This window comes from Aquihabitans sp. McL0605 (genome assembly GCF_049993875.1).
In the GTDB taxonomy this organism is placed as follows: Bacteria; Actinomycetota; Acidimicrobiia; order Acidimicrobiales; family Iamiaceae; genus Aquihabitans.
In genome coordinates this window covers 3,243,520-3,258,706 of sequence record NZ_CP188252.1, presented here as the reverse complement: position 1 = coordinate 3,258,706, position 15,187 = coordinate 3,243,520, and the positions used below count along the sequence as shown (strand labels likewise).

The following is a 15,187-nucleotide window of genomic DNA, read 5'->3' as shown; positions in this document are numbered from 1 at the left end:
ATCAACCGGACCACGGAATCCTGTTGACATGGCTGTAATTCCCGTGCTGTAGTTCCCGCCACACATTCAGTGCAGAGCCCTCGGCTCACAATGTGGGTGCCCGTGAGTTCGTCCGCACACGCTGCGGCCGCTCCCCCTGCGCTCCGCGCTGCGATGACTCAACTGCTCGGTAGGTCGGCAATGGCGACGGCAGCCGCAGCCCAATTTGTCGACGTCGATGAGGTACACAAGATGGAAATCCGAGCAATCCGTGTTCAGAACTATAAGAGCATTCACGACTCCGGGCGGGTCACGATCGAGCCCGACGTGACCTCGCTTGTTGGCAAGAACGAGAGCGGCAAGACGAGCCTCCTCGAGGCGCTCTACCGTCTCGACCCTGTCGAGTCGGGGCTGCCGACGACGTTCGATCCGCTTCGCGACTATCCCCGTCGCTTCTACGGTCGCGATAAGGCCAGCGTGCCTGGCTACCCGGTCGTCGAGGCGGAGCTCGAGTTGAGCGACGCCGACGTTCGAGACCTCGAGTCCCGATTTGGCACTGGCTGCGTCACGAAGAACCGCGTCACCGTCCGGAAGGGCTACGCCAACTCCCTCGAGTGGGAGCCGGTCCTGCATCAGCGTGCGGTGGTCGAACGCTTCAAGAGCAACCCGGCCTTCGCCAGCATCGACGTCGAAGCAGCGACGACCATCGAGGAGCTGCGTCTGATCGCTGGCTCAGTTCCAGAGCCCCAGCCCGCCCTCGAACAGCTGATCACTGGTCTGGCCAAGGATCCAATGGCCCAGTTCAACAAGCGGCTCTGGGATCTCGCCCCCGCGTTCATCTTGTTCACGCAGTACCACACGCTCCCGGGGGCCGTTTCGATCCGACGACTGCAGTCCACTCCCGAGCAGGACCTCCAGCCGGACGAGCGCACGGCACTGTCCCTGCTCCGCCTCGCCGGGGTAGCGACCGAAGAGTTCAACGAGAGCAACTACGAGGCACGCAAGGCCGCGCTCGAGGCCGCCGCCAACACCTTGACCGACGAGGTCTTCGAGTTCTGGACTCAGAACACCGAACTGGAGGTCGAGTTGGACATCGAGTTCCGTCCAGTCGCCGGCACCCCGGCGCCTGCAGATGAGCCCTGGCTCCAGATTCGGATCCGAAACACGCGTCACCGGGTCACGCTGAACTTCTCAGAGCGGTCTGCTGGGTTCATCTGGTTCTTCAGTTTCCTCGCCTACTTCTCCGAGTTCCGAGATGAAGCGAGCCATGTGTTGCTGCTCGATGAACCAGGGCTGAACCTGCACGCCACCGCGCAGGCCGACCTCCTTCGCTACATCGAGAAGCGGTTGGCCCCGGACCACCAGGTCATCTACACGACGCATTCGCCGTTCATGGTCCAGGCCAATCATCTGGAGCGAGCCCGACTCGTCGAGGACGTCGACCGCGATGGAACCAAGGTGGTGGATGATGCGCTGGGAACGACCGAGGAGACGCAGTTCCCCCTCCACGCCGCGATCGGCATGGAGGTCACCCAGACGCTGTTCATCGGTGCCGCCACCCTCATCGTCGAGGGCAACGCGGATCTCATGTACATCCAGACCTTCAGTCGAATCCTTGAGGAGGAAGGCCGGACGGGCCTGGATGCCGGGTGGACGGTGCTCCCGGTCGGGGGCCTCGACAAGATGCCCACCTTCATGGCGCTCCTCACGCCCCAGGTGTACGTGGTCGCGGTCCACGACGGCGCCGGCCACACGCCACAGCGACTGAAGGACCTCGTGGACCGCCGGATCATCGATGCATCGCAGCTCCTCGCTCTCACCGACATCACGGGCACCAAGCAGGCGGACATCGAGGACATGCTCGACGAGACCTTCTACTTGGAACTCGTGAAGGCATCTCAGACCGCGCAGCCCGATCGGGATGCGATGCGCCCTGGTCCACGCATCGTTCCCCGAATCGAGGCGCAGGTAGGACCGTTCAGCCACTACGCGCCCGCTCGTCACCTGGCTGATCACGAAGTCGAGCTGCGCTCGTCCATCCCCGACGCGACCCTGAACGCCTTCGAACAGCTCTTCGAGGAGCTCAACGGCAAGCTCGCGGCGCACCGCTCGGCCTGATCGCTTCCAGCCTGCTGCCGGAAGCCGCGGGGCAACGGCCTCGATCCCGAGCGTGGGCGCCAACAACGACACCCACGCCGGGATCGCCCGATGCCATGTCGGTTGTCAAGGAGCAGGTGCGGGCTACGAGCCGGCCCACGCCGGAACTACTCCGCCCAGGGCGGGAGCTTCTTCGGGCCGCCGGGGTAGAGCCGCTCGCCGGGCCGGATGCGCGGCGGACGGCGGGTGATGGCGCCCATCCGGCCGTGGACCTCTTGGTCGTGGCCCGTCAGCGTGAGGCCGGGCATCCCGCGAACGACCGAGCCGCTCAACGCCTCGTGCATGGGCTGGGCGGCGGCCTCGCCGAGGAGTTCCTGGGCCAGCAAGAACAACGCCATGGCCACGTCGTCGGTCTTGACCGACCCCGAGGTTGGAGCGGCGATGCGGTTGCCCACCTGCTCGAGGAAGAGGAGCTCGAGGCGGAGCTGCTTGTGTACCGGGCTGTGGATCTGGCCGAGGGCGAGGGCTTCGGCGACCAGGTTGGCGGCGGCCAGCTTAGAGGTCTGGTTCCAGGCCTCTTCTCGGATGATGGAGAAGGGGTTCAGGGCGCTGTTGCCCAGCTTGCGGTTCAGGTGCTGGACGACGAAGGGTCCGCCGTACTGGTCGGTGACGACCTGCACGGGATGGAAGTAGCGGATGTCCTCGAGGAGGGCGTCCAGGACGTCGTTGATCTCGAGCTCTCCCCCGTGGTCCTCGGGGACCCAGCGGCGGATGGCGTCGAGGACGAGGTGGGGTCGGCCGAGTTCGTCGATCGGATCGAGGTGGCCGATGATCCAGGCGAACGGGTCGTGCTTGATCCCGGGGTCCACGGCGATGACGTACTTCCTCGAGAGGGGTGCCGTCGTGGCCTCGGTCAGGATCGAGCCCTGGTAGGGGCCGAACATGGCGTCGACGTCCTCGGCGACGAAGAAGGCGGCGGCCGAGGTTCCCCACTGGGCGAGGCGTTCGACGCTGAAGGTTCGACGCTTGGCCCGCTGGAGCTGGCGCATCTGGGCGTCGTTGGAGGAGATGGCTCGGCCGGTGGGCGGGAAGCAGCGCGGCTTGCCATCCTCATCGGCCATCTCGGGATCGGCGTCAGCCTCGGCCTGGGTGACCATGGGGATCTCGGTGGCGATCTCGCATTGCTCGTAGGGGGCCCAGGACGGCAACTGGACCGTCACCATCTCGGGGTACATGGCCTCGCCGGTGCGGGGGTCGAGCTCGAGTGCTCGACGGTGGATGGCAAAGAACTCACCGGTCTGCTGGTGGGGGCTCGAGAGCTCGGCGACGAACGCCCAGTCGCCGAACTGGTCCAGGGCCGGGGTCGCCGCGTCATAGATAGCTTCGGCGGAGGCCTGGCTGGTGGCTGGGTCGACGAAGGCCATCTCGTCGTAGAACTGGAACGGCGTGGCCGGACCACGGCCGGCGGTGGAGGTGGCCTCCTTGGCGATGATCTCGATGGAGCCTTCGTGGAGCCGGTCGGGTCGGGTGAGGTCAGCGGGCGTCGCGATGACCAGACGGTCTCGATAGATGCCCTGCAAGAACGGAGCGAAGCACGGCGCCTCGAGGAGCAGGCCGGCGATGTCGGCGAACAGGTTGAAGCGCGCTTGCTCTCGGTTGCCGGCGAAGATCGGGATGGCGACCTTCTTGTTGGGCGGGATGCCGAAATGGGCGTGCGGGTCGCCGAGGGCGAGGAGCTCCCACAGGAGTCGGGCGCAGGCGAGCGAGCCGATGTGGCCCTTGCCGCCACGGCGGCCGATCACACCGTTGAACTCGCGCAGCCACCGCCGGCCGGCGGCCCGGCTGAGGCGCATGCGCTCGATCACGTCGGGCGTGGTGCCCTTCGTGTACTCGGTGTCGCGGGACGGCTCGTAGTGCCACGTTGTGGCACCGGGTTCGAGGGGTCGCTTCTCGAAGCCAGCGCCCCAGGTCCGTAGGGCCTCGTGGTCGAACTCGGTGAGGCCCTCGACGTCGCAGAAGATGACCCGCAGCATGGTCATCTGGAGCGGGTAGATCTTGGGCTGCTTCATGAACTCAGGCCCGAGGTAGAACTTGGCCAGCGGGGGCACCTCGAGGTTCGAAGTATCGACCTGGTTCAGCTCGTAGCGGGCCTTGACGAGGCGGAGTTGCTCGCGCATCTCCTCGATCTGGGCATCCCAGTCGTCGCTCATGACCCCGCCACCTCGATGGGGCCGCCCCCGCCCAGGATCTGCTTCTTGAGCCAGTCGATCTCCTGCTGCAGGTCGGCCATGCGCTCGGCGGTCGCCGAGTCGGACCGGAAGAGCCGGAACTCGTTGAAGATCAAGCCCGCCGCACGAAGTTGATCGGACGTCTTCTCAGAGGTGAGACCGCGCTTGGTTGCTTCCACGGCCTCGGGGAGAAGGGCACCGAGCGCGGCCGCGGCTTCCGAGGCACGCTGCATCTTCAGCTGCTGGACGTAGTCCCGCAGACCAGGCGTGTCGCTCAGCGCCCGCTGCACCCACTTCGGGGTTCGCCCGACGGCCATGCCGGCCACGGTGTGCGACTGCCCGGCGGCCAGCAGGTGGGCCACGATCAGGTGGTCAGGCCCGAAGGGGTCGGATGGGTCCGGCAGGTCGAGATCTTCCGATCCGGCTTCTTCGGCCATGGCTTCAACCTCTCTGCCACCGCGATCCGCCACCTGCGGCGACGACGATCGGTGGATGCTCGATAATGCTAGGCGAGAGAGTCGCGTATTTTCACGAAATGGTCAACGTCATCTTCGGGTGACATATATTCCCGAGTAGCGATCCTGTCGAACCCGCCACGAGACCACCCTCCGTTTCAGCAGCCGCACCATAAATGCAGGTCAACGATACTTGACGCGGTCTTACGGGCGCCTCCAGCGAGTCAAAGGCCAAGACCGAGTCAAGGATGCCTAGCGCACACTATAAGAAGGCTTAGAGAGGCTGCTTTGACAGTCATTTAGTACCTAATCCTTAGATGTTCACCGATCAGCCTCTCCAACTCGGACTCGTCCCGCCGCTCACTGGCGGTGCACACGTCAGACATCTCGGCAGACGCGAGAACTAGCCTGAGGGCATGGCCAACAGCGTGAAGAGCCGTGGTGGACGAGGGCTTCGGTTGTCGAGATCGACGGTCGCCCGGTGACCATCTACACGTCGAATGTTCCGCCCCCGGGAACCCCGCGCCGCCCGTACTGGTTCTCAGCCCCGCCCACCACCGCGATGGAGGCTGAGGTCCTCAGCGAACACATCGAGGACTTGCACGACATCCTCGAGCGTTCCGATCCCCACGGTGGCTGACTCCGAGTTCCCCTTGGGCGCCTTGGCGCTGATCTCCGGGCCGTCCTAGCGGTGAACAACCCTCGACCTGCCTACCGGTGGCAGGCCGGAGGGGTCGACGACCACTTCGGCCTCGTCGCGATCATCGATCATCGCCAGGATGAACTCGGGCTGGATCGTCATCTCGAAGACCAGACCGGATTCTGAGCCGGACGCGGTCCGCACCCGCCGTGGCCGACCACCCAGCGAACGAGGCTTCCTCGAGGGCGACCCGACTGGCTCAGTGGGGGGACGACTAGGACGCTGCCCGGCGGCGGGCAGCCTCAATATCGGCCTCCGTGATAGTCGTCAGCGGAGCCTCCGGTGCCGTTGCGAGGCGGCGCGCCTGCGCTTCGATTAGTTGGTCGGTGATCGACCGCGCCGATCGGCCCGAGGCGAAGTCTTCGCGAGATGCTGCCTCGCCGCACAGGACCTCGAGCACCGGCATGGCACCTTCGCAGAGCTCAAGGCGCTGCGCACCCAGCAGGTTCGTCACGTGCTCGAGGAGCATGTCCCCGGCCCACGGCTCGAACTGGAGGACCTTGCCGAAGCGGGATCGCAAGCCGGGGTTCGAGTCGAGGAACCCCTCCATCTGATCGGCGTACCCGGCGGCGATCACGATGAACTCGCCCCGGCGATCCTCCATCATCTTCAGGAGGGTGTCGATGGCCTCCTGACCAAAGTCCTCGGCGCCCACGCTGTGGGGCCGGTAGAGCGTGTACGCCTCGTCGATGAAGAGGACGCCACCCATCGCACGCGAGATCACCTCGGCCGTCCGGATCGCGGTCTGGCCGATGTAGCCCGCGACCATGTCGGAGCGTTGCACCTCGACGCACTGGCCTGAGTCCAACATGCCGAGCTCCCGGTACACCTGACCGATCAGGCGCGCCACGGTGGTCTTCCCCGTCCCGGGTGGACCGGCGAAGACGAGGTGCCCACTTCCGGAGTCGAGCTTCGGGAGCCCCTGGTCCTGTCTGCGTCGCTGTAACAGCTGGAACGCGATCAGGCCTTCGACATCCTCCTTCACAGACTCGATGCCGACGAGCGCACCCAGTTGATCGCGGATGCGATCGATCGATTCGGCGGACACCGACGCGACCTTCGGGGCATCGCGCAGGTCCACAGCAGCCAGTACCGCCAACGAAGGGTCGTCACCCGCACGCACGGCTCGGCGCTTGTTCGACGCGTCGAAGGTATTCCTCACCCACCTCGCGTTGGCGAAGTTCTTCTTGGTCCGAGCCTCGGCCGCGAGGTCGATGAACGCCGGTCGAACATCGGCCGCCACGGTCACCTCGGCTCGCGTCGAGAAGTCCACGAGAAGCTCGTAGAGCTCGTCAGCCGAGTAGTCGTCGAAGTCCCAGGTCTGACCGAACCGGGATGCAAGGCCGGGGTTCGAGTCGAGCAGGCGGTCCATCTCGGCCGGGTACCCAGCTGCGACGACCACGAATCGGCCACGGTAGGCCTCCATGTAGGTGAGCAGGCTGTCGATGGCCTCCTGCCCGAACGAGTCGGAATCCATCGCCGAGCGATTGAGGGTGTACGCCTCGTCGATGAACAAGATGCCGCCCATCGCGCGGGTTACGGCGGCGTCGACCTTCGGCGCCGTCTGACCGACATACTCGCCCACCAGGTCGGTCCGCGTGACCGTCACGACATGTCCCGAATCCAAGAGACCGAGCAAGGCAAAGGTCTCACCGAGGATCTCTGCCACCGTGGTCTTCCCGGTCCCCGGGTTCCCACGGAAGACGATGTGTTGCAGCGGTAGCGAGCCCTTCTGGTCGCCGGTCACCTGTGCGGCCATCGATCTCAGGTCGCCCTTGATCGGCTCGAGCCCCACCAGTTGGTCGATGCGTGCGAGGTACTGGCCAGAGCTGATCGCATCGCGCCGCCGCTGCTCCCGTTCGCGATATGAGGCGGCGTGCGCCACGAACGCATCGATCGTGCCCTTCAGAGCAGCCGCCCGGCGATGCGTCGGGTAGTGGTGCCTGGCAAGGATGCGCACCTGCAGGTCCGACAGCACCCGGTAGTAGCGGTCGGCCTCGTCGGCGTCGGTGAACGTGATCCCTCGCGCGGCCGGCCACATAACGATCCGGTTCAGCGCTTCGAACGCACGCTCGTCTGGGAGCTCAGTGCCGAACTCGAGCGCGTAGGGCTCCGGATAGAGCATCGATCTCGCGTTCGCGAACCCTTCGTCCTGGCAGAGGGCTTCGAGCGTCTCGGAAGCGATCTCACGCCATTCGCGGACATCGTCAGCGACATACGGGCCCAGGAAACAGTTGGCGAAGCACTTGAGGACCTCGTAGCGCGGGTAGATGCTCACCTCCCCCCCGCCGTACATCTCGTCCAGGGCGGTTCGCGCCTCCGCCGCGTAGACGGCGAGTGGGTCCGGGGCGAAGCCTTGGGCTCGATCGAGGAACGCGCTCCAGTCCTCGATGGGCGCCGATCCACCCAGACCGAACATGGTGGCGGCATCGGTGAACCGATAGCCAACGAGTCGGCATATCTCTGTCAGCAGCTTGCACGAAGCCGATGCCGAGAGCTCCCCGATCGGGACCGCGGGGTATTTCACGGAGACCTCACGCCAGATGCCGTCGAACCTCCGGAGCATTTCGCCGCCCTGGACACGTTGGAAGCCCTCGACGTAGTTCTCCCAGGAGCTCCATCCGATCGTGCCGGCGAGATCGCGGGGGTAGTCGTCGAACCAGGCGACCCTCAGCTGCTGCTGGGCCATCCCGTCCTCGAATGTCCACGTGTGGCCTGTTCCGTGGATGCGGACCAGCCAGTCGGCGATGCTCAGGTAGGCCCGAGCCATCACGAGCTGGCGGGCGTCTCGAATCGACTCGTCCGAAGATCCGAGTTGGTCAGCCAAGAGGCCGATGAGCGGTTCGTGGTCGTCCAGGTAGGACTTCACACCTGCGGCATACGGGCCAGCTGCCGCCAGGGTCACGGGGCTGACGGGCCACCCCGGCCGGGTCGGCGACCACAGGCGGGCCATCCCCTCCTCGCTCAGGTCGACCAACGGCTCGCGCGGCGCAGGCGCATCACCTGCGGATGCGGGCGTCAACGGGGGGGACGGTGCGCCGGAGACCTCGCCCGGGGCAGACGCCACGGCACCATCACCGACTCCTGCGGAGCGGTGTGCGCTCGACTCCGTCATTTCGGTACCTCCCACCCCGACCGGCATCGACCAAGGCTCTCGGTCTCCTGCCACCGGCATCGTTCGAAGCGATCATGCTGCCCGAGGAGCCGGATCCGCGCCACCGTGGAGGGCATGAACGGCACCCACGATCTCGGGTCGCCTTCAGTCCTCGCGGACGAGATCCTCGCCAACGCCGATCTGAAGCCCACCGTCCGACCGACCGAGTGCTCGACATCGACACGGGCAGCGCATGTGGTTTCCGCGCAAAGCGTTGTCTTGCGCGCGGCTTGCGGCGATTGATGGCAAACGGTCATGGTCAACGGACACGTCCCCCCGGCGACGGCCTTGACGGCCCTGATGGTGGCTCCGTTCATCAGGTCCCTCAACGCAACGGTGCCTGCTGGCCTATCGGCTCTCGCCCGATCTGCCCATGGCTCACATCAGGAGGTGCTCGCGTGTCGAGCTGGAGACCGCCACGGTGTGGAGAAACCGCGAGGTCGGGAGATCAGCGGGTTGGAAGCACCAGCAGCTCGAGGCGCGTGGATTGGTTGGAGTCGATCAGGTAGCCCCGGTCACCCCTCGTGGAATCGCCGCGGGATGTGTTGTTCCAGTCGACGTTGTCCATGAAGACCAGATCGTCGCGAGTTGGTCGAATCAAGATGCCGAGCCGACCGAGCGTCGAGACGAAGTCACGGAGCCACCAGAGCGAGGAGCGGGAGAAGCCGTCGTAGGTGACCCCCGCGAGGATCGTCAGCGTGCCGGCGGCGTCCTCGACTTCGTCAGAGAGCCTAAGCTCGGAGCGGGTAGCGAGCCGTTGCGCATCGTCGACGATCAGCAGCCGGGAGTTCGTCGCCTTAATCGCGACATCGAAGGCCTCGGCGGCCTGCGGGAGGCCGAACGTCTTCACGGAATCAGGGAGCACGAGCCCATCGGGCGGGGCGATGGCGAAGATCTCGTCGTACACGCCCGAGCGATGGAGCACGTCGACGAGCGCTCCGATCGTGGGGGTCCGGGCCGAGCCCGTGGCGCCGGCGACGAGGAAGACGGACTTCGGTGAGGCGGTGACCCATTCGACCTGTCCGGAGGCGACTCCGATGCCGACGGGGAGGCGCACGATGCCGTCATCGATCGTTGCCTTGGGCAGATCGGCGCTCCGAAGATCCTCTGGGAGCGCATCGACGGTCTCCACGATCCAGTCGGAGCTTCGCGGCGACGCCGCGTTCGCCAGCCGGACGGCCTCGGCCATGCCGTCAAAGGCCAGCTGGCCGAACAGGCCGTTCTCGACGCTGTAGAACCGGCCCGGCGGAGCCGTTCGGATCGTCTGCTGGACCGCACGCGATCCATCGGCGTCGAGCCCGTTGGTCCCCATGAGCGAGAGCATCTCCGAAGTGCGGAGCACCCAACGACGCGAGGTCTCCCACATGTTCGGGAAGCGGTTGGTCACGCCAGTGATCGTGCAAACGTCGACGCGGTCGCACGAGATCGCGAACTGGATGTTGGTGGAACGCCCAACCTCGACCAGGCCTCGGAACCTCGTGGCCATGCGGTCATCGGAGCCGAGGAGCCCGAACATGGTCGAGTATCCGTCGATCACCACCAGGATCCGACCATGGGACCGGCTGGCTCCGGCGTTCCTCGCTACCATCTCGTCGTACAGCACGTCGATCGCCCGCATGACCCGCTCGGGCTGGTCGAGCTCGATTACCGCGGCGACGAATCCATCCTTGCTCGGGACCAGGTCTCGGAACGGGCCGCCCCGCCCCTGGATGACGTACACCGCCAGATCATCGGGTGTCGCCCGCTCGAGCTCCCCCGCAACGGCCGCCGCCAATGCCGACGACTTGCCGGTGTCCGGCGCCCCGATCACGAGCAGGTTGGCGACGTCGCTCGACCATCCGGACACGACGTGGCGCTGCTGGACGACATCGTCGATCACCGCCACCGGGTTGGCATCGGTCCGGAGCGATCCAGAACGGGCCGCCACCTCGCGCACCTGCAAGAAGCTGATCGTCGCCGACAGCTCATCGGTCCACGCCTCGTGGTTGGGCTGGCCCTTGACGGGGGCGAGCTGCCACCGCCGGTCCCCACAGGCCTCCTCCGCCATCGTCACGAAGGCATGGGTCTCCTTGGGCTTCTTCGACACATCGACCGCCGAGAACACGCCTTCGCCACCCCCGAACGCGCCGGAGACGAACGAGGCCAGGTCGACCGGCGCCATGGCGTGGACGTCGAGTGCGGTGGCGGTGGCGAACGGGGACTGGAAGAGCACGGTGCGATCGTCGAACCGACCGATCGTCCGGCCCGGAACCGAGCTCGGGATGTCGGCCGCGTCGCGGTTCCCGAGCAGCTGGATCGACTCGCCTCCTGTCTGGAGGCGCAGCGCCAGCCGTATGCGGGCGTTGTCGCTGATGACCGGCTTCACGGCCTCACTGGGGGTCTGGGTGGACAGGATGAGGTGCACCCCGAGGCTGCGCCCGATGCGAGCGACACTCGCGAGCTGCGCGTCGTAGTCCGAGACGTGGTTCTTCATCTCGCCGAACTCGTCGATGATGACGACGAGGCGCGGCAGGTCGACCAGGTGCTGGCCACCCGGGTGCTTCTGGGCCCGGCGGTAGTCGCGGATGTCGGCCATGCCGGCGAGCAGGCGCTTGCGATAGTCGAGCTCGGCGCGGAGCAGCCGAAGGGCGCGGTCGGCGAGGCTTCCGTCGAGATCCGAGATCACCTTGACCACGTGGGGAAGGACCTCGAAGGGCTGGAAGGTCGCCCCACCCTTGAAGTCGAACAGCAGGAACTGCACCTGTGTCGGTGGTGCGGCGGCAGCCATCGACGCCACCAGGGTGGCGAGCAGTTCGCTCTTGCCCGAACCGGTCGTGCCACCGACGAGCGCATGGGGGCCGTGGCCGACGAGGTCGAGGGCAACGGGCCCGGACTCGTCGACGCCGATCGTCATGAACAGGTGCTCCGAGGTGTCCGAGGCTTCCCATCGATCCGAGATCGTCTTCGCGGTCGCGCCCTCGAGACCCAGGAGCCGGAGCAGCCGCACGGTGTCCGGGAGCGCCCCACCGGCTCGGGCTTGCAGCGGGTCCTCGAATCGAGCGATGGCGCGGGCGGCCCGCACATGGAGGTTCCGGTCGCCTGCGTTGGTTCCGCTCGGATCGCCGGAGACCCCGACGACCCGGCAGGCACCCGTCGGGTGACCGGCCATCTCGACGGTCGCTCGTGCGCTCCCGTCGCCTCCGCGCCCCACGGTCACGACGGACCGGCACACCGCGGGAAGCTGGTCGCGGCTCGGCGCGATGGCGATGATCCGAAGGTCGGGTCGATCCAGGGACGACAGCGTGCGGAGCGCGCCGGTCGAGTTCGCATGGAGGGTGGTCGACGCATCGAGGAGCACGACCATCGTGGGGCCGCGCACTTCGTCGGTGTCGGCCGGCGGGTCGGGCGGAAGCGATGCGAGCACGTAGCTGGCGATCGCGTCGGGGGTGCTCCGGGGCGTGTCGGCGTCGGGGCTGCTCCGGGGCCTCGGCATCTCGGGGCCGGTCATGGCCAGGCCTCCGCCGGTGCGCCGCCGGACGTGGGGCGTCCACTTCATCCAATCCCACCACTCGGACAGCTCGATGTCGGCGATCACCGCGACCTCGCAGTCCGCCGGTCCGTGCAGGGCGACCACCTGGAGGGCGAGTGAGCGGGCGACGGCGAGGGTGTCGTCGCGGCGGCCACACACGCCGATCGATCCGGCCGCCAGATCAAGGGCGACCGGGGCATCGGGCAAGAGCGAGTGGGCCTCGAGCAGCTGCTCGACCTCCACCTCGCGGACGTCTTCGACCAGCGGCGCCCACGGCGCCTGGCCGTAGCCGAGCAGGACCTGGAGGAAGCTCGGATCTGAGCTGCGCCGATGCCACAGCCGGTTGCTGTACGTGAGCATCCAGCGAACGGCCGTGGGAACGTCGGGATACCGATGCTCACGAGCCGCCGACTCGACCGCTTGCTGGGTGAGGAGCCACTCTTCGAACACCTCGAGGGCGGTTGCGAAGTCAGCCTCCACGTTGCGGCGCATGATCTTCGTGGCGCGCTTGTTGGCCCACCGGCTCATCAGCGGCCCGATCACCGCGCCGAACACGAGCACGAGCGAGAGCGGGCTCTTCGTGAAGGCGTACATGGCGACCCCGGTCATCGCCGGCACGACGGCACTCGCGAGGAGCAGGGCGAGGGTCGTGTTGGCCGTGCTGACCGTCCCCCGGACGGGCGCCTTGCCGTTGACGGGGATCGGGATCGCCGGGTGATACGGGGGGCGCTCGAACGGCACGCGAGCCCGCCCGCCTTCATCGACGCCGGCCAGCACGTGGCGGTCGGTGGGCGCATCCAAATCGAACCGCAGGTCGAGGGCACCGGCATGGACCCGTGCTCCCGGGACCACGCTGAGGGGGCCCGTTGGGATGTTGCGGAGGCCCCAACCGCTGGAGTCGAGGAGCTTATGGTCCTGCCAGTCGGCGCCATCTTCCTCGCGCCGATCTGCCATGGACGTGTCCGCAGGCTTGCCCTTAGCCTTTCCGTTGATCTTGGGGTCAACGACCGTGGGCGGAGGGGCAGGACGAAGCCCGGTGGCCGCATACACGGTGCCGGCATCGAGCCCCGAGAGCTGGACGACCGCGGGACGGCTCGAGAGCCGTTCGGGTGCTACGGCTCGGCCGGCGATGTTCACCTCGGACCCGTCGACGAGCCCGCCCCGGCTCAGCTCATCAGTGGGCGACCAGTGCCGCCCGTCGATGACCAGCCCTTGATCGACCTGCTCCGGCGCAAGCCACCGCTCCCGCGCCAGAGCGGAGGCCAGCTCCTGCACGGTGGTGTCGAGGTAGCGCCAGCGGACGACGAGGTCGGTCGTCTGCTTGGGCGTGCGCAGCCAGATGTGGGCCACCGAGTCGACGATCTCTCGCTGGCTCGGCGACGTCGACCACACCCGGGCCCGGGTCGGAATCGGCGTGAAGTCATGATCCCAGCCGCCTCCGTCATCGGATGGCTCCGCTCGGGGAGGCGGCGGAGGGCTCGGCGCCGGGGGCGGCTCCTCCTCGGGGTCGACGAGCCAGCCTTCGTCTCGACGACCGGGTGGATCGGCGGCGGCCGACCGTTCCTCCGCCGTCGGCTCCTGGACCGTGGCGCGATCCTCGGGGTCGACGTACCAGCCCTCGTCGCGACGAGCGCGCGGGTCGGTGGGGGCCGACCGTTCTTCCGCGGTCGGTTCCTGGACGGTGGGGCGATCCGAGGGGTCGACGAACCACCCCTCGTCACGATCCGACATCAGGCTCCGTCCAGCGTGGAGTTCTGCAGGTCGGCCAGGGCGTATCGCTCGAGCTCGTCGAGCAGGTCGTGCCACTCGGCCGTCCATGCGTCCGAACGGCCGGCCTCGGCCGGCTCGGCTCGCAGTCGGCGGACGGCCTGGAGCAACCGCTGGTCGAGCCGCGTTCGCCACTCGTCGTGCAGATCCGCAAGCGAGACGTCCTTCAGAGCCTCGAACAGCTGGAACTGCTCGGACTCGAACTGGGTGACGGGCGCCGCGTCCCGCGCCGCGTCCAGCACCGCCCGGAAGCCGACACCCCCAGACACCCATGCCCTGCCGTCGGGGAACACGATCGTCGCCATCAGAATCCGATCCGGATGATCTTGGCCAGGTCGGCGGGCGAGAGCCTACGCAGGAACGCCTCGACCTCGGCGATCTGACTTGGGGTGAATCCCGTGAGGTCGAGCACGGTGTGGTCCGCCTTGCCGATGTGCCGGACGATCTGGTCGAGGAAGTTCTGGCGCTGGTAGTCCCAGTGAGCGGATGCCGCCTTCGAACCCATCTGGTCGTAGGTCTCGCCGAGGTCGTCCTTCCAGTCGGCGCCCGGTCCGTTGGGCTCCGAGAACTCGAGCCCATCCGCCTCCTCCGTCGCCTTGAACCGAAGGAACGAAGCCTCTTCGTCGGCGTTCTTCAGGCTCTCGTACAACTCCGACTCCGACCCGACCAGGTCCGATGCGGCAACGGCGCCCTCGGCTCCAATGATGCCCTCGGCCTCCGTGGCGGCGTCCCCAATGAACGGGCCCTCGACCTCGATGAACTCGACGACAGCGAGGCTCGCGACGGTCGCTGTCTCCAGCGTGACGATGGGGAACGCGGCCTCTCCTACCGCGAGCGCTCCCACGGAGCTGACGAGCACGGTGACAGCCTCATCGGCCACGGCCACGGCCGCACTGAGCTCCGCGGCGGCGCCGGCGGCCCCCGCCGCCTCCCCGGCGCCGAAGGTGAACACGGCGGCCACGGTGCCGGCCACGAGCGTGACGCCCGCCGCGCCCAACGCCACGTTGTAGGCGTCCTGGGCGACGTGCAGCCGGCCAGCGAAGTGGTCGAGCTTGCCCTCGAGCTTGCGAAACGAGCCCGCCAGCTCGGCGATCGCGTCGGACAGTTCCTTGGCCTCGAGGTCGAACGAGTCTCGGCTCGAACCACTCCACCCCGAGAGATGGCTTCGGATCGAGCTCGACAGGTGCCGTTCGATCGATTCGAGGCTAGACGCGGCGGCGGTCCACGCGTCAGCGTCGTGGTGGATCTTGCTCGGGTTGCCCGTGGGCTTGCCAGGAAGGTGCATCAGGTTCGCCCATC

9 protein-coding genes are annotated in these 15,187 nt (G+C 67.1%); 3 read left to right on the top strand and 6 right to left on the bottom strand.

From position 1 onward, the window contains the following. Window positions 1-153: 153 nt before the first annotated feature. A complete protein-coding gene (locus ACPPVX_RS15000) occupies window positions 154-2,097 on the top strand; it encodes an ATP-dependent nuclease (protein WP_426571371.1) in 1,944 nt (647 codons plus the stop codon). 146 nt (window positions 2,098-2,243) lie between these two features. Here ACPPVX_RS15000 and ACPPVX_RS14995 read toward each other — a convergent pair whose 3' ends face one another. Both ACPPVX_RS14995 and ACPPVX_RS14990 read right to left on the bottom strand, forming a co-directional pair. Beyond that, a complete protein-coding gene (locus tag ACPPVX_RS14995; RefSeq protein ID WP_426571370.1) occupies window positions 2,244-4,286 on the bottom strand; it encodes a hypothetical protein in 2,043 nt (680 codons plus the stop codon). Beyond that, the gene (locus tag ACPPVX_RS14990) at window positions 4,283-4,774 is read right to left on the bottom strand and encodes a hypothetical protein (RefSeq protein WP_426571369.1); all 492 of its coding nucleotides are present in this window, start codon (window positions 4,772-4,774) and stop codon (window positions 4,283-4,285) included. Before ACPPVX_RS14990 ends, ACPPVX_RS14995 begins: the two co-directional genes overlap by 4 nt. A 466-nt stretch (window positions 4,775-5,240) precedes the next feature. On the opposite strand from ACPPVX_RS14990, the gene ACPPVX_RS14985 reads away from it, so the two are divergent. Further along, complete coding sequence (locus ACPPVX_RS14985) at window positions 5,241-5,399, top strand: hypothetical protein (protein WP_426571368.1); 159 nt, start codon at window positions 5,241-5,243, stop codon at window positions 5,397-5,399. A gap of 274 nt (window positions 5,400-5,673) precedes the next feature. Here ACPPVX_RS14985 and ACPPVX_RS14980 read toward each other — a convergent pair whose 3' ends face one another. Continuing rightward, a complete protein-coding gene (locus tag ACPPVX_RS14980; protein ID WP_426571367.1) occupies window positions 5,674-8,481 on the bottom strand; it encodes an AAA family ATPase in 2,808 nt (935 codons plus the stop codon). A gap of 207 nt (window positions 8,482-8,688) precedes the next feature. On the opposite strand from ACPPVX_RS14980, the gene ACPPVX_RS14975 reads away from it, so the two are divergent. Continuing rightward, window positions 8,689-8,856, top strand: a complete 168-nt coding sequence (locus ACPPVX_RS14975) for a hypothetical protein (RefSeq protein WP_426571366.1) — start codon at window positions 8,689-8,691, stop codon at window positions 8,854-8,856. 205 nt (window positions 8,857-9,061) lie between these two features. Here ACPPVX_RS14975 and ACPPVX_RS14970 read toward each other — a convergent pair whose 3' ends face one another. Genes ACPPVX_RS14970 through ACPPVX_RS14960 form a run of 3 tightly spaced genes read right to left on the bottom strand, consistent with a single transcriptional unit; the run spans window position 9,062 to window position 15,173 of the window. Then, complete coding sequence (locus ACPPVX_RS14970; RefSeq protein ID WP_426571365.1) at window positions 9,062-13,852, bottom strand: FtsK/SpoIIIE domain-containing protein; 4,791 nt, start codon at window positions 13,850-13,852, stop codon at window positions 9,062-9,064. Further along, on the bottom strand, window positions 13,852-14,193 hold the full coding sequence (locus tag ACPPVX_RS14965) for a hypothetical protein (RefSeq protein WP_426571364.1): 342 nt from the start codon (window positions 14,191-14,193) through the stop codon (window positions 13,852-13,854). Before ACPPVX_RS14965 ends, ACPPVX_RS14970 begins: the two co-directional genes overlap by 1 nt. After that, window positions 14,193-15,173, bottom strand: a complete 981-nt coding sequence (locus ACPPVX_RS14960; protein WP_426571363.1) for a hypothetical protein — start codon at window positions 15,171-15,173, stop codon at window positions 14,193-14,195. Before ACPPVX_RS14960 ends, ACPPVX_RS14965 begins: the two co-directional genes overlap by 1 nt. Between the last annotated feature and the right edge of the window lie 14 nt (window positions 15,174-15,187).